This window comes from Streptomyces sp. NPDC045021, from assembly GCF_056432645.1.
Window position 1 is genome coordinate 169,101 of record NZ_JBWKIQ010000003.1, and the last position, 25,332, is coordinate 194,432.

General features: G+C 71.6%; 14 protein-coding genes and 1 tRNA gene. 5 read left to right on the forward strand and 10 right to left on the reverse strand.

Going from position 1 to position 25,332, the window contains the following annotated elements:
* Positions 1–13: 13 nt before the first annotated feature.
* Positions 14–3,766 (reverse strand): S8 family peptidase, encoded by a 3,753-nt coding sequence (locus AC07DC_RS12130; RefSeq protein WP_478914280.1) that lies wholly within the window; start codon positions 3,764–3,766, stop codon positions 14–16.
* A gap of 127 nt (positions 3,767–3,893) precedes the next feature.
* Between AC07DC_RS12130 and AC07DC_RS12135 the strand changes: the two genes are divergently transcribed.
* Positions 3,894–3,967, forward strand: a tRNA-Lys gene (locus AC07DC_RS12135).
* Positions 3,968–4,077: 110 nt separating this feature from the next.
* On the opposite strand, the gene AC07DC_RS12140 is transcribed toward AC07DC_RS12135, so the two are convergent.
* Together AC07DC_RS12140 and AC07DC_RS12145 are read right to left on the reverse strand one after the other, a co-directional pair.
* Positions 4,078–4,473 carry a nuclear transport factor 2 family protein gene (locus tag AC07DC_RS12140; protein WP_478914281.1) on the reverse strand — a complete coding sequence of 132 codons (396 nt, stop codon included), beginning with the start codon at positions 4,471–4,473 and terminating at the stop codon, positions 4,078–4,080.
* 122 nt (positions 4,474–4,595) lie between these two features.
* Positions 4,596–5,351, reverse strand: a complete 756-nt coding sequence (locus tag AC07DC_RS12145; RefSeq protein ID WP_478914282.1) for an IclR family transcriptional regulator — start codon at positions 5,349–5,351, stop codon at positions 4,596–4,598.
* Between the two features lie 301 nt (positions 5,352–5,652).
* Between AC07DC_RS12145 and AC07DC_RS12150 the strand changes: the two genes are divergently transcribed.
* The gene (locus AC07DC_RS12150; RefSeq protein ID WP_478914283.1) at positions 5,653–6,777 is read left to right on the forward strand and encodes an LLM class flavin-dependent oxidoreductase; all 1,125 of its coding nucleotides are present in this window, start codon (positions 5,653–5,655) and stop codon (positions 6,775–6,777) included.
* 391 nt (positions 6,778–7,168) lie between these two features.
* The gene (locus tag AC07DC_RS12155; RefSeq protein ID WP_478914284.1) at positions 7,169–8,896 is read left to right on the forward strand and encodes a glycosyl hydrolase family 18 protein; all 1,728 of its coding nucleotides are present in this window, start codon (positions 7,169–7,171) and stop codon (positions 8,894–8,896) included.
* A 123-nt stretch (positions 8,897–9,019) separates the two neighbouring features.
* Here AC07DC_RS12155 and AC07DC_RS12160 read toward each other — a convergent pair whose 3' ends face one another.
* A complete protein-coding gene (locus AC07DC_RS12160; RefSeq protein ID WP_478914285.1) occupies positions 9,020–10,804 on the reverse strand; it encodes a putative bifunctional diguanylate cyclase/phosphodiesterase in 1,785 nt (594 codons plus the stop codon).
* Positions 10,805–11,135: 331 nt separating this feature from the next.
* On the opposite strand from AC07DC_RS12160, the gene AC07DC_RS12165 reads away from it, so the two are divergent.
* Together AC07DC_RS12165 and AC07DC_RS12170 are read left to right on the forward strand one after the other, a co-directional pair.
* Positions 11,136–12,311 (forward strand): M6 family metalloprotease domain-containing protein, encoded by a 1,176-nt coding sequence (locus tag AC07DC_RS12165; protein WP_478914620.1) that lies wholly within the window; start codon positions 11,136–11,138, stop codon positions 12,309–12,311.
* 40 nt (positions 12,312–12,351) lie between these two features.
* Positions 12,352–13,569 (forward strand): M6 family metalloprotease domain-containing protein, encoded by a 1,218-nt coding sequence (locus tag AC07DC_RS12170; protein ID WP_478914286.1) that lies wholly within the window; start codon positions 12,352–12,354, stop codon positions 13,567–13,569.
* 95 nt (positions 13,570–13,664) lie between these two features.
* Here the strand turns inward: AC07DC_RS12170 and AC07DC_RS12175 are convergent, their stop codons facing one another.
* The 6 genes from AC07DC_RS12175 to AC07DC_RS12200 form a co-directional block, all read right to left on the reverse strand.
* The gene (locus tag AC07DC_RS12175) at positions 13,665–14,093 is read right to left on the reverse strand and encodes an OsmC family protein (protein WP_478914287.1); all 429 of its coding nucleotides are present in this window, start codon (positions 14,091–14,093) and stop codon (positions 13,665–13,667) included.
* 127 nt (positions 14,094–14,220) lie between these two features.
* Positions 14,221–15,096, reverse strand: a complete 876-nt coding sequence (locus tag AC07DC_RS12180; protein ID WP_478914288.1) for a polysaccharide deacetylase family protein — start codon at positions 15,094–15,096, stop codon at positions 14,221–14,223.
* A gap of 309 nt (positions 15,097–15,405) precedes the next feature.
* Positions 15,406–18,639 (reverse strand): bifunctional lysylphosphatidylglycerol synthetase/lysine--tRNA ligase LysX, encoded by a 3,234-nt coding sequence (gene lysX, locus AC07DC_RS12185; RefSeq protein ID WP_478914289.1) that lies wholly within the window; start codon positions 18,637–18,639, stop codon positions 15,406–15,408.
* 488 nt (positions 18,640–19,127) lie between these two features.
* The gene (locus AC07DC_RS12190) at positions 19,128–19,817 is read right to left on the reverse strand and encodes a hypothetical protein (RefSeq protein WP_478914290.1); all 690 of its coding nucleotides are present in this window, start codon (positions 19,815–19,817) and stop codon (positions 19,128–19,130) included.
* A 280-nt stretch (positions 19,818–20,097) separates the two neighbouring features.
* On the reverse strand, positions 20,098–22,728 hold the full coding sequence (locus AC07DC_RS12195; RefSeq protein ID WP_478914291.1) for a phosphatidylglycerol lysyltransferase domain-containing protein: 2,631 nt from the start codon (positions 22,726–22,728) through the stop codon (positions 20,098–20,100).
* 32 nt (positions 22,729–22,760) lie between these two features.
* Positions 22,761–25,328, reverse strand: a complete 2,568-nt coding sequence (locus AC07DC_RS12200) for a phosphatidylglycerol lysyltransferase domain-containing protein (RefSeq protein ID WP_478914292.1) — start codon at positions 25,326–25,328, stop codon at positions 22,761–22,763.
* Positions 25,329–25,332: the final 4 nt, after the last annotated feature.

A 25,332-nucleotide genomic window follows, 5' to 3' on the forward strand; every position in this document is an offset into this window, starting at 1 on the left:
GATCACGCCGGGATCAGCGCAGTCCGAAGGCCCGGATGATCTCCTGGCTGACGGTGCCGCCCTTGCCGTCCTGCGCGGTGGCCTTGAGCGAGACCGAGCCACCGGGCTTCTGCGGCGTCCTGACGAACGACGTCCACTTGCCGTCGCCGGTGCGGACCAGGGTGACCGGTGCGTAGGTCCTGCCGTCGTCGTAGGAGACCGACAGCGTCGCCTTGGTGGCCTTCGTCACACCGGCCAGCCACTCCTGCGTGGCGGACGAGAGCCCGATCTGCGTCCACTGCCCGGCCTTGACGTCGCCGGCGGTGTCCGTGGCCACGTCGTAGTCGAGTTGCAGGAGCTTGACGTCCTCCTGCCACGCACCGTCCTGCGGGAGCGCGCCGGAGACGAAGCCCCACTCGGTGTGGGTGCGAATCGAGCTCTTCCACTCCTTCGCGTCCCGCGACGAGTCCAGCACCAGCCGGTACGGGAGGGTCTGCGGGGAGACGTTCCACAGCCCGCCGGCCCGGCCGATGCCCTGCTCGATCAGGGTGTCGCCCTGGTAGGCGGCGTAGGTGGTGGCGCCGTTGTACTCGTCCGACGGCATCGAGCCGGAATGGCCCGCGCCCGCGTCCGTCCACAGGGTGATGTTGAACTGGATGTCGTTGTAGATGCTGCGGTTCGGGCCCCAGAACGCCTGGCCCAGGCGCGGCCGCTGGACCCCGCCGAACCATTCGGTGGTGTAGTGCCGGCCCGCGGTGAAGTGGTCGTTGCCGCCGCGCATCTCGAACAGCTCGTCCGAGTAGTCGGGCTTGTAGACGGCGTGGTCCTCGTACCAGAAGCCGGCGCCGTGCTGCTGCGAGACGTACTCGGTGCGCTCGCTGGGGTAGGACTCCTTCTCTGCGAAGCCGACACCCGGCCCCCAGGCGGGGATGTCGTAGCGGAAGCCGCCGCCGGCACGCTGCCGGTCGCCGTCGTACTTCGCGTCGATCCGGGCCAGGTCGCGCTTGGGGTCGGGGGTGTAGGCCAGCGACCGGTCGGGGATCGCGCCGTCCTGCTGGGAGAGCAGGTCGTAGAGGTAGCGCGGGTAGGTGCGCTGCGTGACGTCGAGGGTGAGCTTGCCGCCCTTGGCGTCGGCGACGAGCCGGGCGCCCGCGTCGCGCATCATCGAGACGACGCCGAGCGGGGTACTGGTGCCCGCGTCGTCCGCGTAGTACTCGGAGAGCCGGCCGGTGCCGTCGTTGACGACGATCAGCAGCTTGGCGCCCGCCGCCGCGGCGTTCGCGGCCCGGTCGGCGGGGGAGGCGTCGTCGCTTCGGGTGACGACGACGGCCTTGCCCTTGGCGTCCAGGCCCTTGTAGTCGGCCGCCGCGCCCTTGCCCGCGGTGACGACGCGCAGCTTGGCCGAGCCGTCGGTGACGGTGGCGCCGGCCTGCGGCGTCAGCTCGATGTCACGGCCGTGCGCCGAGGCGTCGACCTGCTTCTCACCGAGCCGCCAGCGGGTCACGAAGGAGAAGGTGCCGTCGGTGACCTTCCCGGTGGGCGCGGCGTAGATGGTGTCGAATGCGGGCGGCACGATGTACGCGTCGCGGATGAGGTTGCCGTTGGAGAAGGTGCGGGCCAGGTCCAGGTGCAGCTGCCGCTGCTCGGTCTCCTGCGGGACGCGGGCGCTGACCTTGTGCGCTGTGCTCGCGTCGAGCGCCACCGTGGTGTTCTTGGTGAGCACGGTCTCGGGGCTGGTGAGCACCGCCAGGCCGCGGGAGTCCGGGGTGTCGCCGGCGACCTCGAGCTCCGCGTAGGCCATGTACGTGCCGGGCGGCAGCCGCAGGGTGCGCTCGCCGGCCACGTCGATGGGCGACGGGTACGGGCTGTCCTTCTCGGCGAGGACGACCCGGCCGGCGGCCGGCTTCCCGTCGCGTCCGGTCAGCTTGATCGTGTAGTCGTAGAGCTCCTGCTCCTTGGTGAGCGCGAAACCGGTGTGTGCGACGGCCTTGCCGCCGGCCGCGTCGGTGGCGGTGACCTGGCCGGAGAAGGTGGTCGCGGACGGGACGGTCGCGGGGTCGAGGGTGAGGGTGACCGTGCCGGTGCCGCCCGCCGGGACGGCGACCGTCCTCGCGGACAGCGTGTAGGCGCCGGCCGCCTGGGCGGCGGGGTCCAGTGCCAGGTTCAGCGTGACGTCGGCCGTGCCGTTGTTGCGGTAGGTGATGGTGCGGGTGGTGCTCGCGGCCCCGGCGTGCGGCCACTTGTAGACGGCGGCGCCGACCGAGCCGGTGGCCTGGACCGTGGCGTCGACGGCGGCGAGCACATCGAGCCGCCCGGTGCCCATCTCGTACGGTGTGAAGGCGGTGAGCTGCTTGGACGAGCTCATCAGCGCGTCCTTGAGCTGCTGCGCGCTCCAGTCGGGGTGCCGCTGCTTGAGGATCGCGGCGGCGCCGGCCACGTGCGGGGTGGCCATCGAGGTGCCGGACATGGTCTGGTACATGCCGCTGCCGGAGGCGAGCGCCTGCGAGCGGGCGGCTGTGATGTCGACGCCGGGCGCCGAGATGTCCGGCTTCAGCGCGTACGAGCCGCTCAGCGGACCCATGCTGGAGAAGTCGGCGCGGCCGTCCTGCTTGTCCACGGCGGCGACGGTCAGCGCCGCGGCCGCCGAGCCGGGAGAGCCGATGGAGCCGGCTTCGTATGCGTTTCCGGCGGCGACGACGAAGAGCGGCCCGCCGTTCGCCGAGAGGTTGTCGACCGCCTGCGACATCGGGTCGGTGCCGTCGTCCGGAACGGGCGAGCCGAGGCTCATGCTGACCACGTCGGCGCCCTGGGCCTTGGCCCACTCCATGCCGGCGATGATCCAGGAGTCCTCGCCGGAGCCCTCGTTGGACAGCACCTTGCCGATCAGCAGCTTCGCGCCGGGCGCGACGCCCTTGTAGTCGCCGTTGGAGGCGGCGCCCGTGCCCGCGATCGTCGAGGCGACGTGCGTGCCGTGACCGTTCCTGTCGGTGACGGCCTGGTCGGGGACGAAGCTCTGCTCGGCGGAGACCTGGTCCTTCAGGTCCGGGTGGGTGTCGTCGATCCCGGTGTCCAGGATGGCGACCTTGCGGCCCTTGCCGTCGTAGCCCTGTGCCCACGCCTGCGGCGCGTTGATCTGCGGAACCGACTCCTTCAGGCTCGCCTCGACCCGGCCGTCCAGCCACAGCTTGTCGATGCCGTTGTCGAGCGACCTGGCGCCCGCCGCCGCGGTCGCCGGTGCGGCCACGACGTCCTGCCAGAAGGCCCGGGTCTCCTTCTTGCGCGCCTTGAGCGCCGCGCCGCCGATGCTCGGCAGCAGGCGGGTGGTGGCGCTGCCCGCGGGGGCGGCGGGCAGCGACCGGGCGTTGCGGGCGGCCGCGGAGTAGGTGGCGATCAGGGGAACGCCGCCGGAGCGTGCGTCGTCGTAGCCCATCTTCACCAGCGCCGTCAGGTCGAACAGCCGGCGGTCGAGCTTGCCGGCGGCGAGCAGCGGCAGCGCCTCGTCGGGCAGGACGTACGTCTCACCGCCCGCCTGCTGGATGTGCACACCACCTGGGGCGCCGTGCGGGCGGTCCACGGTGACGGTGTCCAGGGTGCCGGCCCCGTCGGCGAAGTGCACGACGTCCCCGGTGACCAGGGTGATGTCGTACGTCTTGGCCTGCGGTACCGCGGTGCGCGGGGTGGCGCCCGGGGCGGCCGCCGCGGGGGTCGTGGGAAGGAGGATTCCGGTACTGAGCGCGAGCGCGGTGGCGCTGGCGAGCAGGGAGGCACGGCGTCTTATCGGCGTCATGCACATGATCTATCGGCCCGGAGCCGCGTCGCGCACCGGCACGGCCTGGCAGGATCCCGCCTGGCGGAGATCCGCCGCCGGTTTTTCAGCACCCCGGGGCATCGGGTACGATCTTCCATGTCAGCACGCGCCGCTAGCTCAGTTGGTTAGAGCAGCTGACTCTTAATCAGCGGGTCCGGGGTTCGAGTCCCTGGCGGCGCACAGCGAGGCAAGTGATCGACCAAGGGCGCTCTTCCTTCGGGAGAGCGCCCTTGGTCGTTCTCGGCGTTGTTTCTGTGGTCGTTTTCTGTGGTCGTTTCGGCCGTGCGTGGTCAGGCCCAGAAGTCGTCCGCCGCCGCGATGTCCTCCACGCATTCGTCGAGGTCGGTGATCTTGTCTCCGATGACGCGGAACACGATGCCGCCCGCCATGTCGAGCTTCTTGCCGGCCCGCTCGGCGGTGATCTGGTGCACCGACATCACATGACCCCGGCCGTCGACGAAGAGCTTCCGCAACTCGACGCGCAGAGTGCCGGTCGTCTCCGTGGCGAGCTGCGCGTAGTAGCCGAGAACCGCCTCCAGGCCCTTGAAGTCACCGGACAGCATGCTGTTCCCGGGGACATGGTGCGCGCAGTCGGCCGTCATCATTCCACCGAGAGTCTCCATGTCGCCCGCCGAGAACGCCTCATAGCCCTTGCGGACCAGCGCGGCGTTCGGGTGTTCAGCCATGGCATTTCGCCACCTTCCTGGACAGACAGGGATAAGGGCTGACGTAACAACCCTCTCACCGCCCGGCCCGGCGGACCACCCACGCCGAAGGCCCCGCCTGCCGGAGTGCCCGGTCCGGTGGATCAGAAGCTGAGCGAGAGCAGCACCGGTGCCGCGCGCTCGTTCAGGGTGTCGACGGCCGGCTTGAGGCGGTGCGCCTGGGAGGTGGGCATCGACAGCGCCAGGCAGGCGACGGTCTTCCCGATGGTGACCGGGACCGCCGCGCAGACCGTGCCGACCGCGTATTCCTGCAGGTCGAGCATGGGGTGGCTGGCCGGCCGGCTCTCCAGCTCGGTCAGCAGGGCCTTCTCGTTGACGACCGTACGGGAGGTGAGCCGCGCCGTCCGGTGCCGGGACAGGTGTTCGCGGCGGCTGCGGTGGTCGAGCTGTGCGAGCAGGCACTTGCCGACCGCGCTGGCGTGGGCGGAGGAGCGGAAGTCCACCCATTCGTTCACGCGCGGGGTGGTCGGCCCGTCGGCCACGTCCACCACCGTGACCTCGCCGTCGTCGTAACGGCCGAAATAGACCGCGGCGCCGACCTCGTCGCGCAGCTCGTTCAGGATTGCGTTGAGCTTGTCGGCGAGCGCCTGCTCGCGGTCGACGGCGCCCAGCAGCACGAGGGATTCGCCGGTCACGTATCCGCCACCGGGCAGGAACGCGAGATAGCGCTCGCGCTTGAGCATGGCCAGCAGGTGTGAGAGATAGCCGATGGGCACGCCGATCTCGCGGGCCAGCTGCTCGGCTGTCACGCCGTACCGGTGGCGGTCCACCGCCTCCAGCACGCGCAGCGCGTACTGGACCGCGTACACCGGCGCGATCTGTCGGTACTCAAGCGCCACGGAATCCCCCTGCAGGTGTGCCGTTCGCGTCCGGTGCGGCGTGCCGTACGTCACGGCCGTAGCTGCTGGTCACGGCCGACGGGTGTACCGATCGGACCCGGCAGCCGAGCCATTCCCCACGATAGCCGCAACAGCCGTCGAGGGAGAGGCCGTTGACCGGGCGATTGGTGGGCTTCGTGCGTATATGCAGGAAAGCGCCGCAACGGCATATGACAGCGGCCTTGTCGAGGACGGATCGGGGCGAAGATCGGCCGGGAATAACCGGAGTGGGTCTCCGGTTCAAGTTGCCGCAGGCGAATACATGACCGAGAGAGGCGCCCCCGTGGGAGACGAACCGCAGCCGACCGATGACATCCGCGGAGCAGCCCGCGGCAGCGCGCCCGTGCCGCTGTCGGTGCTCGACCTGGCGACCGTGGGAAGCGGTCTCACCGCGACGCACGCCCTGCGCGCCAGCGTCGAACTGGCCAAGCTCGCCGAAGCCCGCGGATTCCACCGGATGTGGGTCGCCGAGCACCACTCGATGCCGGGTGTGGCCAGTTCCTCCCCGGCCGTGATCCTCGCCCACCTCGCCGCGTACACCCGGACGCTCCGGCTCGGCTCCGGCGGAGTGATGCTCCCCAACCACGCCCCGCTGGTGATCGCCGAGCAGTTCGGCACCCTGGAGGCGCTCGCCCCCGGCCGGATCGACCTGGGTCTGGGCCGCGCGCCCGGCACCGACGGCGCCACCGCCGCCGCGCTGCGCCGCACCGACCGCCCGGACGGCGCCGACGACTTCCCGCAGCAACTCGCCGAGCTGACCCGGTTCCTGGACGACGACTTCCCCGACGGGCACCGCTACGCGCGCATCCACGCGATCCCCGGACCGGTGCAGGGCTCCGTCGCCGGCGGGGTGCAGTCCGCGTCCCGTCCGTCGGTCTGGCTGCTCGGCTCCTCCGGTTTCAGCGCCCGGCTGGCCGGCGCGCTGGGTCTGCCGTTCTCCTTCGCGCACCACTTCTCGGCGGCCAACACCGTGCCCGCGCTGGAGCTCTACCGCGAATCGTTCCGCCCGTCCGCGGTCCTGGACCGCCCCTACGCCGCGATCGGCGTCTCCGCGCTCGCGGCGGACGACCCCGCCGAGGCGCGCCGCCAGGTGCTCACCGGCGCGCTGGGCATGCTGCGGCTGCGCACCGGGCGGCCGGGGTTGATCCCGTCCCCCGCGGAGGCCGCGGCGTACGAATTCAGCGCCCTGGAACGGGAATTCATCGACTCCTGGCTCGTCAATGTGGTGCACGGCGGCGCGGAGGAGGTGCGCGACGGGCTCGACGCCCTGGTGAAGCGGACCGGCGCGGACGAGCTGATCATCACCGCCAACGCGCACACCCCGGCGGCGCGCCTGCGGTCCTACGCTTTGATCGCGGACGCGTACGGGCTGCCGGGCGGTTCGTAGGGACTCGGCGGCGGATCGCAGGTCTCTCCGGCCACCCGGCGGCGGCCTCGCGGCCCGACCGTCGGGCCACCCCGCAGGCCGCCCCCAAGAACGCCCTGCCGATCGCTTCGCCGGTTAAAGCTGGGTTTCCCTGAGAGGTGTGGTTCGTCCCCCGGAAGGTCATGTTCCGCATCCTTAACTCAGCCTAAAGCCGCTTGTCAGCACCTGCGACAGGCGGCTTTTCGCTGGCCGGAGGCGGTTTCCCGCGGGTAGGTAACGCGTCAATTGGTCTAGTCCTAAGTCTGGTTCAGACCATTGACCGGAGCATCTCAGGAGCGCTATTCATGGCGCAGCCCCCTGCTCCTCCCTCTCCCCCCGGAGGCCTTTCGTGCAGCTCCAGAAAAGATCACTCGTGGCTGCCGCCACCAGTGCGGCCCTCGCCCTCGGCGCGATCACCGCGCTCGTCGGCGGGCTCGCCCCGGCGAGCGCCGCGGGTACCGACACCCAGCCGGCCGCCGCGGCCGCGAGCAGCGGCGGGGTGAAGATCGCCTATTACGACCAGTGGAGCGTGTACGGCAACGCCTTCTACCCCAAGGACCTCGACACCCGCGGGATAGCGAGCAAGCTGGACGTCATCAACTACTCGTTCGGGAACATCCACCCGACCGACCTCACCTGTTTCGAGGCCAACAAGGCCGCCTCGCAGGACGAGAACAACCCCAGCGCCGGTGACGGCGCGGGCGACTCCTTCGCGGACTACCAGAAGTCCTTCGGCGCGGCCGACAGCGTCGACGGGGTGGCCGACACCTGGAACCAGCCGATCACCGGCGCGTTCAACCAGCTGCGGAAGCTCAAGGCGAAGTACCCGAAGCTGAAGGTCAACATCTCCATCGGCGGCTGGACGTACTCCAAGTACTTCTCCGACGCCGCGAAGACCGACGCGAGCCGCAAGAAGTTCGTCACCTCCTGCGTCGACCAGTACATCAAGGGCAACCTGCCCGTCGACGGCGGCTTCGGCGGCCCCGGCTCCGGGGCCGGCGTGTTCGACGGCATCGACCTCGACTGGGAGTACCCGGGCTCGATGGGTGGCCACCTCGGCAACCACGTGGACGCGGCCGACAAGCAGAACTTCACGCTGCTGCTCGCCGAGTTCCGCAAGCAGCTCGACGCATACGGCACCGCCAACGGCGGCAAGAAGATGCTGCTGACCGCCGCGCTGCCGGCCGGCCAGGACAAGATCGCGCACATCGAGACCGACAAGGTCGGGCAGTACCTCGACTACGCGAACATCATGACCTACGACATGCACGGTGCCTGGGACGCCGACGGACCGGTGTACCACCAGTCGCCGCTCGTCCAGTCGGCCACCGACCCGACCGACCCGATCGCACCGGGCACCGAGAAGTACAACGTCACCAACGCGGTGAACTCCTGGCTCGACGGCAACACCACGTACGGCATCGCGGGCGGCTTCCCGGCCAACAAGCTGACGCTGGGCTACGAGCTCTACTACCGCGGCTGGACGGGCGTCACCGCCGGCGCCAACCACGGTCTCGGCCAGCCCGCCACCGGCCCCGCCCCGGCGCGCAGCCTCAGCCAGCAGCCCGGTATCGCGTACTACAAGGAGCTCGGCGGCATCGTCGACAACCCCGCGACCACCTTCTGGGACGACGCGTCGAAGTCCTCGTACTTCTACAACGGCACGGAGTTCTGGACCGGCCTCAACGCCCAGTCGATCCAGGCCCGCGCGGACTACGCGCACTGCCGCGGACTGGCCGGCGCGATGATGTACTCGCTCCTGGACCTCGACACCGGCACCACGCTGCTCAACAAGATCAGCAGCGCGGTGGGCGGCTCGGCGAGCGGCTGCGGCACCACCACGCCGCCGACCACCCCGCCGACGACGCCTCCGACCACTCCGCCCACGACGCCTCCGACCACGCCTCCCACCACCCCGCCGACGACGCCGCCCACCGGCACCTGCACGGCGGCCTCCTGGAGCTCGACCGCGATCTACACCAACGCCAGCGGAACGGTCTCCTGGAAGGGCCACAACTGGAAGGCCAAGTGGTGGACGACGGGCGAGGAGCCCGGCACCACCGGCGAATGGGGCGTGTGGCAGGACCTCGGAGCCTGCTGACCTGACCGCCCCATCCGGAGCCCGCGTCCCTTCCCCCCACGGACGCGGGCTCCGGCATGTGCGGTGCGCGGCGGACGGACGCCGGCCGGTGCCGGACCGTGCGCGATGCACGACCGGCCGCCGTCAGCCCGCGAGCAGTTCGGAGATCCGCTCGGCCGCGACGGGGCGGGAGTAGTGCCAGCCCTGACCGGTGTCGCAACCGATCCGCCGCAGCCGCTCGGCCTGTTCGGCGTTCTCGACGCATTCGGCGGTGACGGTGAGCCCGAGCCGGTGGGCGAGTTCCACCAGGGCCTCGACGATGGTCTCGTCGGCGGGATTGGGGTGTTCCGCCGAGCGGAAGCCCTGGACGAAGGAGCCGTCGAGCTTGAGGGCGGAGACGGGCAGCCGGCTCATGTAGGCGAGGTTGGAGTAACCGGTGCCGAAGTCGTCGATGGCGATCCGCACCCCCATCTCGCTCAGCGCGTGCAGGGCCTGCAACGGCCGGCCGGCCGAGCCCATGACGGCGGACTCGGTCAGCTCCAACTGCAGGAGTTCCGGCGGCAGTCCGGTCTCCTCCAGGATGGCGGCGACATCGGCGACGAGGTCGGAGTCCCAGACCTGGCGGACCGCGACGTTGACGCTGATGAAGATCGGGTCGTCCGGGTGGTCCTTCTGCCAGACCCGCGCCTGGCGGCACGATTCGGCAAGGACCCAGCGGCCGAGCTGGACGATGGAGCCGTTCTCCTCGGCGAGGCCGATGAACCGGTCCGGTGCCAGCCGCCCGAAGTGCGGGTGCTGCCAGCGGACGAGGGCCTCGACACCGTGCAGTACACCGCTGTCCAGCCCGACGAGCGGCTGGTACTCCAGGATGAACTCGCCGCGTTCGACGGCCTGTCGCAGCGTGCTGGAGAGCGCCTGCCGGGTCATGCGGTGGGCGTTGCGCTCGGGGTCGAAGAGTGTCCAGCGGGCCTTGCCGTCGGCCTTGGCCCAGTAGAGCGTGGTGTCGGCGGCCTGCATCAGGCCGGTGGCGGAGCTGCCGGCCACCTCGCGTTCGACCACACCGATGCTCGCCGACACCGCGAGCCGCTGCCCGTCCACGTCGAACGGCCGCTGCAGTGCGGTGAGTACGGACTCGGCCAGCACGGTGGCCTGTCCGGTGCCGGTGGAGTCCCTGACGAGCAGGGCGAATTCGTCGCCGCCGAGCCGGGCCACCAGATTGCCGCCGGGCTCCGCACAGGCCAGCAACCGCTGGGCGACGGCGGCGAGCAGCTGGTCGCCGATCCGGTGCCCGAGGGTGTCGTTGATGGCCTTGAAGCCGTCGAGGTCGAGGTAGCACAGCCCGATCCGGCCGGTCCTGCTGCCGGCGCCGTCGAGGGCGGCGGAGAGCCGCTCGAAGAACAGCGCCCGGTTGGGCAGCCGGGTGACGGAGTCGTGCATCTGCAGATGGCGCAACTGCTCGCGCAGGCGGTGGCGTTCGCCGACGTCCTCGACGGAGAGCAGCGCGGTCCCGCAGGTCCCGCCGCCGCCCCCGGTGCCGGTGAGCGTCACCTCGGCCCACAGCCAGCCGCCGTCCCGGCGCTTGATGCGGCGGGTGCAGCGCAGTTGGTCGCGGCGGCCGCTCAGCACCTCGCGGTAGGCGATGCGTGCCGGATCGTCCTCGGCCAGTCCCAGCAGCCCGGCGGCGACGCGGTTGCCGAGCCGGGCGGGGCTGGTGCCGAGGAGCGCGCCGAGCGCCTGGTTGGCCTCCAGCACCCAGCCGTCGCGGTCCACCAGCGCCATGGGCAGCCGGGCCGCGGTGAAGGCGGCGCGGTAGTCGCGCGGTTCACCGGTCGTGGAACCGAGCGGCCCCGGTGGTGAGCCATTACTCTGCGTGAGCATTACCGGTGTGATGTCGGGTTCGGCGCTGGGGCCGCCCGAGGGTCCGCCCATTGCCCGCTCCCCGTGTCGCGCTGGTCTCGGTGGCGATCATAGGCGCTGGCGGAGCGGCGGATCCAGCGCCGTCGTGGTGATTCTCGGCACGCAGGCTGACGGATTGATCGTTTCTGCACGATTGCGGCGAGCAACTGACCGATTCGGATTGGCCATTACGCACAGTGATCGAGCGCGAATCACCCCATGCGGAGCAACCCAACAGGACATATCGCCTTAATTCATAGCAACGTGGTGTGGGCGGCCCGAACGGGCTCACGATTCCTCCCCGGAGGTCCATGTGCGGCGGTCAGGCTTCCTCATACGGGCGCGGCGGCGACCCCTGCGCGCGATGGCGGCGGCGGCGAGTGTCTTTGCCGCCGTCGTCGCCTGGACGCTCGTCGCCGGGCCCGCCGCGACCGCCGCACCCGGCGGCGACTGTGCCCTGCCGCGCACCTCGGCCCACCACTCCGAAGGAGTGGACACGTGGAACACCACGTACTCCCGGCCGCACGCGGCCCTGGACGCCGTGATGATCTTCCTCTCGTTCCCCGACGCCGTGCCGGCCCTGACCCCCGCCGAGGTCGCCGCCGACCACTTCCCGGCCACGTCGCACTTCTACGACCTGGCCTCCTACGGGCAGTTCCAGTTGCGCGCCCACCCCCTCGACCGCTGGTTCACGATGCCGCGGAAGTCCACCGACTACGAGATCCGGCGCGACTGGGGCCCGGACAACCGCTCCCGGTACCTGCGGGACGCGATCGCCACGGCCGACCCCTCGGTGGACTTCGCCGCGTACGACTTCGTCTATCTCGTCGCGGACCCGGACGCCCCCGGCGTCGACGCGGACGCCACCAAGGTCGTGAACCTGGCCACCCCGATGCGGGCCGACGGCAAGGATCTGCGGCGGCTGGTCACGGTCTTCGAGCAACACCCGCCGGACCACAACGTGCTGGCCCACGAGACCGGCCATGTCTTCGACCTCCCCGACCTGTACTCCCGGCCGGCCATCGGCAGCGACGCCGACTGGGACACCCATGTGGGCGACTGGGACCTCATGGGCAGCCAGTTCGGCCTGGCCCCGGAGCCGTTCGCCTGGCACAAGTGGAGGTTGGGCTGGCTGCGGGAGAGCCAGGTGCAGTGCGTGTCCCGGTCCGGCACCAGCTGGCACGAGCTGTCGCCGCTGGAGACCCCGGGCGGCACCAAGCTCGTCGTCGTCCGCACCGGGCAACGCACCGCGCTCGCCATCGAGGCGCGCACCGCGACCGGTAACGACGTGGGCCTGTGCCGGGAGGGCGTGCTGCTCTACGAGGTGCGCTCCGACACCGAGTCCGGCGACGGGCCCGTCTCCGTCCTGGACGGCCATCCCGCCACCTCCGCCTGCCACGACCGCTCTTCCTACCCGCCGCTGGCCGACGCGCCGCTCGCCGCGGGCGAGTCCTACACCTACGAAGCCGGCCATGTGCACGTGATGGTCGCCGCCCGCTCCCTGGACGGCTCCTGGGTCGTCAAGGTCGGCCAGGAATAGCGCGGTGGCGACCGATGGGCGAATACCGTGGATACCCGGCGTGTGGCTCAAGGCAGCCGCCCTCGGGGCTGTCGCGCTGCTCGCGGTGGGCAGTACGGCCGCTTCCGGGCCGCGGGCCGCCTACTCCCCGCCGACGGCCGCCCGGCCGTGCGCCCTGCGCGCGACACCCGGCACCGCGATGTCGGAGGGCTTTCCCGACCGGTTCGCGCGCGGGGTGGGCAGCGAGTTCGCCCCGTCGACCGGCCGGGTACGGGCCCTGACCCTCTTCATCGACTTCTCCGACGCGCCCGCGCCGTACAGCGCCAGTGAGCGGTACGCGGAGTTCTTCCCCGCCGTCCAGCAGTGGTTCGACCGCGGCTCGTACGGAAAGCTGCGCTACGAGTCGACGCCCGTGATGCACTACATCCGGATGCCCCGGCCCTTCTCCTCGTACGGGATCGGCCGCGGCTACGGCTGGGACGCGCACATGGCGATGATGCGCGATCTGCTCTCGGTGGCCGACCGGGGAATCAACTTCCGCGGCTACGACCTGGTCAACATCCTCGTCACCCCGAACGCGGGCCCGCCCGCGGACGAGGCCGTCCTGTCGGTCACCTGGACCGGCGCCTCGGCCGCCACCACCGACGACGGCGCCCGACTCGACCGGGTCTCGCTGATCTACGGCCACGACCAGTCGGGCTCCCGCGTCCTCAGCCACGAGAACGGCCACGCCTTCGGCCTCCCCGACCTCTACGCGGCCGACGACTTCCAGCGCACCGACACCCTCGCCGGTCAGTGGGACACCATGTCGCTGGACTGGGGCCTGGGCGGCGACCTGCTCGCCTGGCACAAATGGCGGCTCGGCTGGCTGGACGACTCGCAGATCGCCTGCGCGTCGGTACGCGGCGAATGGACGTACGCGCTGCGCGCCGTCTCACTGCCCGGCGGCCGCAAGGCCGTTGTCGTTCCCTACGGGCGGACCCGCGCCTATGTGATCGAGGCCCGGCAGGCGTCCGGCAACGACCGCGAGGCCTGCCGCGAGGGCGTACTGGTCTACCAGGTCCGTACCGACATCGACTCCGGCGCCGGCCCGGTGACCGTCCGGGACTCCCATCCCACCACCAGCGCCTGCGACTTCAGCAGCGGATCGTTCAACTCCCTCAACGACGCGTCCTTCCGCGTGGGCGAGTCCTTCGCCGACCCGGCGGATGGCCTGACGGTCCGGGTCCTGGGCCGCGACGCCACCGGCGAATGGGAGGTCCGGGTGACCCGCCACTGACGACCCCGCCACTGACGACCCCGGCGCGGCGCACCGGCTCTCCGGAGGGGGAGAGCCGGCGCACCGCGCCGGGGGCAGTGCGGGTGCGGCGGCCGTCAGGCGAGGAGTTCGGCCCGGAGGGTGATGTTCACCGCGGCCAGGGCCTTGCTGACGGGGCAGTTGGCCTTCGCGTCCTGGGCAAGGGCTTCGAACTGCTCGGCGCTGATGCCCGGAACGGTGCCCTTGACGGACAGGACGATGCCGGTGATGCCCTCGCCCGGCTGGAACGTCACGTCGGCCTGGGTCTGGAGCAGTTCCGGAGGGCTGCCCGCGCCGGCGAGGGCGTGGGAGAAGGCCATCGAGAAGCAGGACGAGTGCGCCGCCGCGATGAGCTCCTCGGGGCTCGTCTTGCCGTTGGCCGCCTCGGCGCGCGAGGGCCAGGAGACCTCGTAGCTGCCGACCCCGGAGGAGTCGAGGGAGACGGTGCCGGAGCCGTCGAGGAGGGCGCCCTTCCACTGGGTGGTCGCGGTGCGGGTGGTTGCCATGGTCACAAGCCTCCAAGAGAGAGCGGGAAACGCCTCTTGAACGCTACCTCGCCACCGGGTCCCCGGCAGGGAAAGGCCCCCGGCGCGGAGGGGTCGGCGACCCGGAAGGGCCAGGGCCCCGGGAAGGTCAGCGGCCGGGGAAGCTGTACGTGTAGTGCTGGGCGTCGAGCTGGTCCAGCACCTGGGAGAGGGCCTGCACCGTCTGGGAGCGGTCGCCGCCGCCGTCGTGCATCAACACGATCGCGCCGGGCCTGAGGTTGGCGTTGACGTGGTGCACGATCGCGGCCACCCCGGGGCGCTTCCAGTCGTCGGAGTCGGAGGTCCAGCCCAGCGGGCGCATGCCGTGGCAGGCGGCTATCTCCCGTATCCATGGCTTGAAATCGCCGCCGGGTGCCCGGTAGTACGGCACTTCGGCGCCGGGTCCCGCGGCGTCGGTGATCTCCTGGCGCGCGTCCAGGATCTCGTGCGTGTTGTAGTCGACGGACTTGGCGCTCTGGTGCTCGTCGTGGTGCACCGAGTGGTCGCAGAGCCGGTGGCCGGCCGCGGTGATCTGCCGGACCACGGCGGGGTGCGCCTGGGCGTTGGGTCCGATCTCGCAGAAGGTGGCCTTCGCGTGGTGCCGGGCGAGCAGGGCCAGTATCTGCGGAGTCCAGCGCGGGTCGGGGCCGTCGTCGAAGGTGAGGGCCACGGACTTGCCGCCGTCCTCCAGGCCGTGCTGTATCTCCCGGCTGATGTGCGGCCTGCCGGGCGCGTCGTCGGACGACGGGGTGGTGGCCGACGAGGACGGGGTGGTCGCCGGGGACGAGGCGGGCGCCGAGGACGTGGCGGGCGGCGTGCCCGTCCGGGTCTGGTGGGGGATCGTGGCGGAGGGCCGGGCAGGCGATGGGGCGGAGACGGGCGCCGTGCGGGTGTCCTGCTGGGCGCCGCATGCCGCCAGGGCGGCTCCGGCGAGCGTCACCCCCAGAACGGTGGCGGTCGTCTTCTTCGCGCTGCTCGGCGCCACGGTTGTACCTCCATCGATGCCATGCCCCCGTACCGCGACTGTCCGAATTGCGGAAAATAGGGGGATTGTTATGATTTTTGAAGAGTGGGGAGAAGTTGGTTCGAGTCCAGCCGGCTCCATGCACGGGGCCGTAGCTCATTGGTAGAGCGACCCACTCGCTCAGGCCTGAAGGGGCCGGTCCGCACACCGGACCGGCCCTTTCGTTCGTCCCGTGCTCCCACCGTAAGCGCAGCCCGCGGCGGACGCCCTCGTCCGTTCGGCCAATATCGGGCGGTTCCGTATCCCCCCTGGGGTGGGTATATCCGCAGATCAGCGGCGACGGACCAGGGGGAACGGCAGGGTCTCGCGGATCGACCGGCCGGTAAGGAACATCACCAAGCGGTCGACGCCGATGCCCAGACCCCCGGTCGGCGGCATCGCGTACTCCAGGGCGGTCAGGAAGTCCTCGTCCAACTCCATCGCCTCGGGGTCGCCGCCCGCCGCGAGCAGCGACTGCTCGGTGAGCCGACGGCGCTGCTCGACCGGATCGGTGAGCTCCGTGTAGGCGGTGCCCAGCTCGGTCCCGTACGCGACCAGGTCCCAGCGCTCCGCGAGCCGCGGATCGCCGCGGTGCTGCCGGGTGAGCGGGGAGACGTCCAGCGGGAAGTCCTTGTAGAAGGTCGGGACGGTGGTGCGCTCCTCGACCAGCCGCTCGTACATCTCCAGCACGATGTCGCCGCGCCCGTCGCCGGGGGAGTGCGGGACGTCCGCACGGTCGCAGAGCCGCCGCAGCACCTCGGTCGGGGTGTCGGCGGTCACTTCCTCGCCGAGCGCCTGCGAGATCGCGTCGTTGACGGTCCGCACCGGCCACAGCCCCGACAGGTCGACCTCGCCGCCCTCCCGGCGGGCGGTCTGCGAGCCGTTGGCGGCGGTCGCGGCCCGCTGGATCAGCTCGCGGGTCAGATCCAGCATCGAGTCGTAGTCGGCGTAGGCCTGGTACGCCTCCAACATCGTGAACTCGGGGTTGTGCTTGTACGAGACGCCCTCGTTGCGGAAGGTGCGGCCGAGTTCGAAGACCTTCTCGACGCCCCCGACGCAGAGCCGTTTGAGGTACAGCTCCGGGGCGATGCGCAGATACAGGTCCAGGTCGTAGGCGTTGATGTGGGTGGTGAACGGGCGGGCGTTGGCGCCGCCGTGCACCGGCTGCAGCATCGGCGTCTCGACCTCCAGATAGCCGCGTTCCACCAGCGACTCCCGTACCGAGTGCACCGCGACGCTGCGGGCCCGCAGCACGTCGCGGGCGTCGGGGCTGACCACCAGGTCGAGATAGCGCTGGCGGACCCGCGCCTCCGGATCGGTCAGGCCGCGGCGCTTGTCGGGCAGCGGGTGCAGGCACTTGGCGTTCAGCCGCCAGGTCGACGCGGTGGCGGTCACCTCGCCGGCCCGGCTCGCGCCCATCACCGCCTCGAAGCCCAACAGGTCGCCCAGGTCGATGTCGGAGCCGAACGAACGCATCCCTCCGGCGGTGAAACGGTCGCGGTCCAGCAGGACCTGCAGGTCGCCCGACCAGTCCCGCAACGTCACGAACACCACGCCGCCGTGGTCGCGCAGCCGCAACACCCGTCCGGCCAGCCGCACTTCGGTGCCGGCGGGCGCCGCCGCCGCGGCGGCCAGGGTGTGCGTGGGCACGATGCCGGGCGGGTACGGGTCGGTCTTCGCCTCCTGCAGCCGCTCCAGCTTCCGCAGCCGTACCCGTACCTGCTCGGGGCGTCCGGAACCGGCCTCCCGGCCGGCCTCGACCGCCGCCGCCAGGTCCGCGGCGGCGGCCGAGGCCTCCTCCAGCGGGACGAACGAGGTCACCGCGGCCTGACCCTGCGCGTAGTTCCGATCCCGCCAGAAACGCAGCCGCGGCATCTCCACGAAGCCCTCGGCGATACCGGAGGCCAGGCCGATGCGGGCCAGGTCCTTCGCCTCGGAGTAGCAGAGGAAGCGCGGATACCACTCCGGCTGGTACTTGACGTTCGACCGGTACAGGGCCTCCAACTGCCACCAACGGGAGAAGAAGAGCAGCAGCCGCCGCCACAGCCGCAGCACCGGCCCCGCGCCGATCCGGGCGCCCTCCTCGAAGACCGAGCGGAAGACCGCGAAGTTCAGCGAGATCCGCCGGATGCCGAGCCGCGGCGACTGCGCGGCCAGCTCGGTCACCATGAATTCCATGATCCCGTTGGGGGCGGCGGGATCGCGCCGCATCACGTCCAGCGAGACCCCGGCCCGGCCCCACGGCGCGAACGACAGCAGCGCGATGACCTGCCCCGCGCCGTCCAGCGCTTCCACGAGCAGGCAGTCGCCGTCGGCCGGGTCGCCGAGCCGCCCCAGCGCCATCGAGAAGCCGCGCTCGGTATCGGTGCCGCGCCACGCGTCCGCCCGCTCCACGACCTCGCGCAGCTCCTCGGGCGACAGCTCGCGGTGGCGGCGGATCCGGCTCGACGCACCGGTGCGCCGCACCCGGTTGACGGCCTGCCGGGTGCCGCGCATCTCGCGGCCCTCCAGATCGAACTCGCCGACCTCCAGCACCGCCTCGTCGCCCAGTTCCAGCGCCCCGAGTCCGGCCCGGGAGTACGCCTTCGCACCCTCCTCGCCCGCGCCCATCACGGCCGGCACCCAGCCGTACTTCGCCGCGTGCTCCAGCCACGCCTCGATGGCGGGCCCCCACGCCTCGGTGTCGCCCAACGGGTCACCACTGGCCAGGCAGACGCCCACCTCGACGCGGAAGGTGACGGCCGCCTTCCCGCTGGGGGAGAAGACCACCGACTTGTCGCGCCGGGTGGCGAAGTAGCCGAGCGAGTCCTGCTCCCCGTACTTCACCAGCAGGGCGCGGATCCGCGGCTCGTCGTCGCCGTGCAGCGCCGCCTCGACCTTCTGCGAGCGGAACAGCGCGGCGGCGCCGGCGAGCAGCGCGAGCGCGCCGAAGAGACCGAGCCAGAAGTTGGTCCAGAAGGGCGGATGGCCGATGTTGTCCGGCAGGTCGTTGACCCCACCGACCACCCGGTTGATCGCCCACCGCAGCCGGTCCTTCCCGGTCAGCGTGCCGGGGAACACCGAGAGCAGTGCCCAGCCGGCCAGCACGCCGATCACCAGGCCCACCAGCAGGACCAGCAGCGCCCGCCAGAACGCGCCCTTGCGCACCCGCGCGGAGAACTCGCCGCGCGCCATCACCAGCACGGTGAGCGCCGCGCCGGTGATCACCAGCGCCGCGATCGCGCTCCACTCCCAGAAGAAGATCAGCACCACGTTGGCCAGGACTGTCAACCCGAGGAACACCACGACGATCCAGTACGCCACCCGCTTGCGCGCCGCGAGCGCCCCGGCCAGCAGGATCAGGAACGCCGCGTAGGCGAGGTTCGCGGACGCCGGCACCGTCAGGATCTCCACCCAGCGGCGCACGGGTTCGAGGAGGCGGTGCAGGGGGCCGACTACGGCGAGGACGGCGCAGAAGATGGCGAGTGAGGCGAAGAACTCCCCGAACCACCCCGGTACCGAGCGCTTCCAGCGGGGTTCCTCCATACGACCATGCTGGCCGCCCCCCCAATTTCCGCAACCGGGGCGCCCCCCCCGGCCCCCCCGCCTGCGGCGGGCATCTCCCCACCCACCCGCCCTCTGCCCTCAAACGCCGGGCGGGCTGGAGGGTGGGCCTCAAGCGCCGGCCGGGCTAGGGGGTGGGCGTGGGGCCGGGCGGGCAGGGGTGGGCCTCAGGCGCCGGCCGGGCTGGGGAGGGGCAGCGGGCGTCGCCGGGTTGGGGGTGGGCGTCGGGCGCCGGGCGGGTTGAGGGTGGGGCTCGGGCGGGCGTCGCACGACTGGGGGTGGGCCTCAAGCGCCGGCCGGGCTAGGGGGTGGGCCTGGGCCAGGCGTTGGGCGGGGTGCAGGGCGGCGAGCGGCTGGTGCCGGTTATGGACGCGGCGGCGTCCGCCGGATGAGTGACGCGGTGCGGGAGCCCGGTGCCGGCCTTCGACCGGCGGGAAGCGGGCAACCATCTCCCCGCCGCAGGCGGTCTGTCAGCTCTCGCCTCGGGTGCGGCGGCGGCCCAAGACTACTGTGCCGGTGAGGGCGGCGGCAACCAGGGCTGCGCCCAGGGCGGTCTCGCCGGGGTCCATGCCGATGCCGCCGCCGATGCCGGTCTGTACGGCGCCCTTGGGGTTGCGGGACGAGACGGTGAAGGTGCCGGTGAACGGGCCCTCCTTGGCGGCGGTGCCGTTCTGGCAGGTCACCGAGACCTCGTACTGGCCCGGCTCGGTGCCCTCCGGGATCCTGCCGACGCCGCCCACCTGGTTGCTGAGCGTGGAGAGGGTGACCGGCGGGATGGCCGAGCCGCCCGTGCGAGACGTGAACGTGGCGACGCCGGTCGTTCCGGTGCAGTTGCCCCCGTCGAACACCGAGAACTGGCTGCCGGGGGCCACCGGGTCCGGCTGGACGACCACAGGGTTGCCGACGGGCACCAACGGAGTGGTGGGCACCTCCGGTGTGAGGGGCACGGCGGGCGTGGAGAGTTCGGCGGGCGAGGAGGGATCGGCCGGCCCCACGGGCTCGACGGGCGTGGAGAGCTCGGCGGGCGCCGACGGATCCGTGGTCTCGACGGGTGCGACGGGCTCCGGCGACGCGGCCGACCCGGCTGACGCGGCCCCCGCCGCGCTCAGCGCGATGACCGCGGCGAGGGCGGAACCGGCGAGTAGGTGCTGTGAGCGCATCGTGTCTCCCAAGGCGCGGTCACGGACGGTGATTCCGTGGGGCAGGCAGGAACCTGCCTTCCTTCCGAGGACACCCGGACGGCGCGTCCGGTGCCTGTTGACGATGCGTCAGAACTACTCCGAACGGACCAGCGGACGAACGGGTCCGACACGGCAGGCGCAGGTCAGGGAGGTGCCCGAGCCGTGTCCTGGACGGATCCCGGCCCCACCGCCGGTCGGGTGACACGCATCCGTCCGGCACCAGGCTCCCGGCCCCCCGGCAAGCCGCATCCGGCCCGCCTCAGTTCGGGCCGGACCCGGAACCGTCCGGCGTGGAACCCGGCGCCCCGGCAACCGCCGCAGGCGCCGCCGGATACGGCGCGCCGCCCAGCCGCGGCAGGCGCGGCGCCGTCAGGAAGCCCTCGGCCATCGCGGTGGCGGCGGCGATACGGGGCAGCTCCGCGGACCGCTCGTACAGCAGGTGGCGCGGGCGCCACTGCGGCAGGTAGGCGGCGTAGGAGCGGTAGCGGGCCTCCAGGTGCCAGCGGCGGGAGAGCAGCCGCAGGACCTTGCGCCACAGCCGCAGCAGCGGGCCCGCACCGACCTTGCCGTCCTTCTCGAAGACCGAGCGGAAGACCGCGAAGTTGAGGGACACCCGCTCGATGCCCTGTACGGGCTCGGCGTCCGCCCCGCCCAGGAGCAGCAGTTCGGTGATCAGATAGTCGATCAGCGCGCTGCCGGACTCGCGGTCGCGGCGCATCAGGTCGAGGCAGAGGCCGCGCCGGCCCCACGGCACGAAGCTCAGCAGCGCCGACGTACGCCCCTGCGGGTCACGGCACTCCACCATCACGCACTCGCCGTCCGCGGGGTCACCCAGCCGGCCCAGGGCCACCGAGAAACCGCGCTCACTGGCGTGCCGCCGCCAGGCGTCGGCGAGATGGGCCAGATCGGCCATCTCGTCGCGGGGGATGTCGCGGTGGCGGCGGACGACGGCGGTGTAGCCGGCGTCGCGGATCAGCCGGTGAGCCTCGCGCAGCGGCCGCAGCTCCCCGTCGCCGTCCGTACCTTCCGCGGAGGTGCCCAGGTATGTCCCGGCGAACGCGGCGACGTCGACCACCGCCTCGTCGCCGAACTCCAGCGCCTTCAGCCCGGCCCGTTCATAGACCTCGGCGGCGCCCCCGCCGGCGCCGGTGACCGCCGGGATCCAGGCGTGCTGGCGGGCGTCGGCCAGCCAGCCGTCGATCGCCGCCGGCCACTGCCCGCGGTCGCCGATCGGATCGCCGGAGGCCAGCGCGACCCCGTTCACCACCCGGTACAGCACGGCGGCCCGGCCGCCGGACGACCAGCTCACCGACTTGTCGCGGCGCAGTGCGAAGTACCCGATCGGATCGGGTTCGCCGTACTCGGCGAGCAGGTCCCGCAGCCGCTGTTCGTCCTCCGGCCGGAGCCGCGCGCGGCCGCGCGGGGAGCGGAAGAAGGCGAGCAGCACCATCAGCATCAGGGTGACGCTCAGCAGGTTGATGGCGAGGTCGGTCCAGCCCGGCACGGTGATCTCGGGCAGGTCGAACAGGCTGGAGACGGTGAGCACGCGCAGCACGGCGTAGTGCAGGCAGGAGCGCCAACTCGCGGGCGGCGCGGCGTCGGTGGTGTGCACCAGGACGGTGCCCAGGCCCACCGCGACGACGCTGCCGATCAGCAGCGACACCAGTCCGAGGGCGACGTTGCCGCGCTCGCCCCGCACGTTGAACGCCCGCCGGGACACCCCCAGCGCGAGAGCCAGCAGCAGGGTGAGGCCGAGGGAGATCCAGTTGAAGGGGTGCGCGCGGGCCTCCGGCAGCAGGTCCAACGCCAGCAGGCACAGCGCCAGGTATGCCCAGACCAGCGTGATGGCGACGATCCAGGACGCGCGCTTGCGGCGGCGCAGCGTCACCGCGAGCAGGAAGGCCAGGGCGGCGCCGGTGAAGCCCGGACTCAGCAGGAACGCGGTGAAGAACTCCCCGTTGGTGGCCCGGTGCACCCGTTCACGGAAGGGCGCGATCAGCCCGGTCAGGACGTTCACCACGGCGGCGGCCCGCAGGTACCAGACGGCGACCCACGCGCCCGGCTGCTGCAACGGCCGCAGCCACACCTCGATCCGGGACGGCGGGATGTCGACGACCGTCGGGCGGGGCACGGGGGCGCTCTCGGTCTTCGACTTCAGGTGCGGGGCGCCCGCGACCGCGTCCATCAGGGTGGTCTTGAACGCGACCAGCCGCCGGTGGACGCGGTCCTCGCGGCGCTCGGAGCGGGCCAGCCGCCGGGGCCGGGAGTGGTAGCGCCAGCGGGACCAGGGGCTGGCCGGGCGGGCCAGCCGCAGCGCCCCGATGATCGCGATCGGCGGCATCATCACGCCGATCAGCCCCGTCCACACCTTGCCCTTGATCAGGCAGATGACCACGAAGCCCAGCAGGACCGCCGCCACACCGATCTGCTCGCCGTTGACCCCGCCGACGAAGCCGCCCAGCGGGGCCTCCCCGATGAGCAGCAGGCCGATCACCGAGACGGCGAGGATCACCGCGTCCACGGACTTGCGGCCCTGCTCGCTCCAGTAGACGTCCTCCAGGTGCAGGACGAGGGCGAACTCGTCGAGCACCAGCCCGCAGCCGATGCCGAACAGCACTGCCAGCAGGTTGTGCGCGACGACGCCGCCGCGTACCGCGAAGGAGCCGATGCCGCCGATGAGCATCATGGCCTGGCCGAAGACGACATGGTGGATGTGCAGGCCGCCCGGGTTGACGTTCCCCGGCCACCAGCTCACTCCGCGCCGGATCATCCGCACGCTGAAGCGGATGAAGAGGAACGAGCCGATCAACCCGACGAGCAGCAGGAAGAGCGGTTCGCGACCGTTGTCGACGATCCTCGTCCGGTAGGCGTCGACCAACCAGTCCCACATGGCGTCACCTCAAACCGGGATCGGACCCCGGCTCAGGAGCCGGACAGCTGGCGGACCAGCCGTACGCCCTGAGCCGCCGTCATGTGCGGAAGGTAGGCCTTGCCGATGGCGCGGGTGATGGTCGGCAGAGCGGCCGGATCGGGGTAGCACATGTACATAGGGTGGTAGTCGGGCTGGAATTTTGCCTTGAACGCGAGCAATGAACGGAAACCGTACACCGGTTCCAGTAGTCGCCCCGACACATCGACGAGCCGTTGCAGCGGCGCCGGCGCCTCGCCGCGGTCCACCCGGGCCATCGGTGCCCCGGACAGACTGATGAACTCCGCGCCCTCCTCCTTCAGTCCGAGCGCGGAGGAGGCGATCAGGAACTCCATGACCCCGCGGAAGCCGGTGGAGCGGCGCCGCATGAAGTCCAGCGTCCAGCCGATCGGTTTGCCGTCCCGGTAGACCGGCATCCAGCTGGTGATGCCGTGGATGGTCCGGTCGGCGTCCAGCGCGATCAGACAGCGGACCTCGGGGTCGTCGAGTTCGTCGAGTCCGCCGAGGGTGAAGCCCATCTCGGGCAGCCCCTTGTCGGCGACCCACTCCTCGGAGATGGCCCGGATCTGCTCGGTGAGCGCCAGCGGCGCGTCCGGGAAGCGCCACCACTCGGCGGTGATCCCGGCCTTGCCCGCCTTGTTGAGCGCGGTGCGGACGTCCTGCCACTTCTTGCCCTTGAACTCCAGATCGGCCAGCGGGACGACGGTGTCCTCGGCGACCTGCAGGGACTTCCAGCCCAGTGCCTCGGCGGCCTTCCTGGACTCCTCGTTGACGCTGTAGAAGCACGGCGTCCAGCCGCGCGCGTCGCAGAAGGCGGCGAACTCGCCCACCGCGCGCGGCCGGGCCGACGCCTCCCCGAAGGGGTCGCCGGTGGTCAGCGCGATGGTGGAGAGCACCCGGTAGGCCACGCCCGCGTCGCCGCCGGGGGACGTCCAGTAGTGGTTGCCCTGCCAGGTGGACAGGTACGAGAGCGTGGAGCCGCCGTGTGCGGTGAGGATCGAACGGGCCTGCCGGGCCTGCTCGTCGGAGGACCGCAGCCGGTTGCTGCGGAAGACCACCAGCAGGGCGATGAGCGCGACCAGCCAGGGCACCAGGCCGCAGTACTCGTACAGCCACTCCGCGCCCGAGCCGACGGGGATGGGGCCCTGGTCGGCGAGGTCGCTGTAGATGGGCGGCAGGAAGACGGAGACGAGCCCCTGGCACAGCGAGGGGAAGGTGCCGGCGGGGAAGAACTGATCGCGGATCGCGTAGCCGGTGCCCACGTAGACCGCCGCGACGACCAGTACGCTGCCGCCGACGACAGCGGCCAGCCTGCGGACCGAGGAGCGTGGCAGCCGCAGTTGGAACCGGCTCCGGGTGACCACCAGCAGGACGATCGAGGCGGCGGGCAGCAGCATCTGCACGACGCAGGCGCGGGTCACCCAGTTCCGGTCGTCCCGGCCCGCGTCGGTGGTCAGGTCCAGCGTGTCGAGGAAGTCCATCAGCTCGTAGAGGACGATCGCCATCAGCGCCAGATTGACCACGATGGCCAGGATCCAGGCCAGCCGCCGGCCGCGCCGCAGCCCTTCGGCGAGGACGAGCAGCAGCAGCGCTGGCATGACCGTCATGAGGATCGCGGGGGACTGGTAGAAGTGCTCCTCGGCGTGGATCTGGTCGCAGGACCGGACCGAGGCGGCGCAGGCGTCCTTGACCGCCTGGGCGTCGGGGTGCGAGGTGACGAGCAGATCGCGGAAGGTCGCCAGCGGGCCGAGCGCGTCGGGCGAGAGCATCGTCAGGGCCGGGCCGATCGCGGCGACGGCGATGAACAGCCCGACCAGCACCCGGGTCTCGGAGTGCGACGCGCCGGCCGGCCGGCGCGGCAGCCGGTGCCAGAACACCGCGCCCACCGCCAGGCCGATCACCCCGCCGGTGACCTGCAGTACGTCCAGCAGGGTGCCCAGGTACAGCGCGAGGACCAGTACGACCGCGGCCAGCACCAGGCGCACCCGGCGCCGCCACAGCGCCGTCATCGTGCCGCTCACCGTGAATGTCACTCCCGCCACGGCGACCGTGGGGCCGACCGCCGCTTCCAGGGAGAGCAGTTCGAGCCAGTCCTCGCCGGCCAGGTCGCCGAGCTTGGCCAGGCACACCCCGAGCAGCGTGCCGGCCACCTGGGCCGCCACCAGCGCCAGCAGGGTGCGTGCGGAGCCCATCCGGCGCTCCGCCAGGGTGCAGAGGACGGCGAGCGCGGCGGTGCTGATCAGATACATGACGAGGCTGGAGCACCACAGGCCGGAGCTGAGCGGGGTCCACCAGTGGCCCTGTGCGAGGGTCTCCCAGCCGACGCCGACGTTGTCGAACAGCTGGTCGTCGGGGCCCGAGCGCAGCGATCCGGTGGCCGCGCCGACGATCCACAGGGCGGCGATCAGCGTCGCGGTGACGGGTGCGCGCCGCAGCGCCCCGGCGCCGCGCCTGGTGTTGGCCGCCCAGGACCGCCACCGGCCGGGCGGCTTCGGTGTACTGGGTCCTGTCGGCTCCGGGCCCTCGGGGTGTTCCCGGGTCCGCGCCTGCGTATCGGTCATCGCT

Excerpts from the sequence above, each read along its gene's own strand:
- AC07DC_RS12190 (WP_478914290.1), bottom strand. The coding sequence starts at position 19,817 with ATGCGCTCACAGCACCTACTCGCCGGTTCCGCCCTCGCCGCGGTCATC.
- AC07DC_RS12200 (WP_478914292.1), bottom strand. The coding sequence starts at position 25,328 with ATGACCGATACGCAGGCGCGGACCCGGGAACACCCCGAGGGCCCGGAG.
- AC07DC_RS12175 (WP_478914287.1), bottom strand. The coding sequence starts at position 14,093 with ATGGCAACCACCCGCACCGCGACCACCCAGTGGAAGGGCGCCCTCCTC.
- AC07DC_RS12160 (WP_478914285.1), bottom strand. The coding sequence starts at position 10,804 with ATGGGCGGACCCTCGGGCGGCCCCAGCGCCGAACCCGACATCACACCG.
- AC07DC_RS12150 (WP_478914283.1), top strand. The coding sequence starts at position 5,653 with ATGACCGAGAGAGGCGCCCCCGTGGGAGACGAACCGCAGCCGACCGAT.
- lysX (WP_478914289.1), bottom strand. The coding sequence starts at position 18,639 with ATGGAGGAACCCCGCTGGAAGCGCTCGGTACCGGGGTGGTTCGGGGAG.
- AC07DC_RS12130 (WP_478914280.1), bottom strand. The coding sequence starts at position 3,766 with ATGACGCCGATAAGACGCCGTGCCTCCCTGCTCGCCAGCGCCACCGCG.
- AC07DC_RS12165 (WP_478914620.1), top strand. The coding sequence starts at position 11,136 with ATGGCGGCGGCGGCGAGTGTCTTTGCCGCCGTCGTCGCCTGGACGCTC.
- AC07DC_RS12140 (WP_478914281.1), bottom strand. The coding sequence starts at position 4,473 with ATGGCTGAACACCCGAACGCCGCGCTGGTCCGCAAGGGCTATGAGGCG.
- AC07DC_RS12195 (WP_478914291.1), bottom strand. The coding sequence starts at position 22,728 with ATGTGGGACTGGTTGGTCGACGCCTACCGGACGAGGATCGTCGACAAC.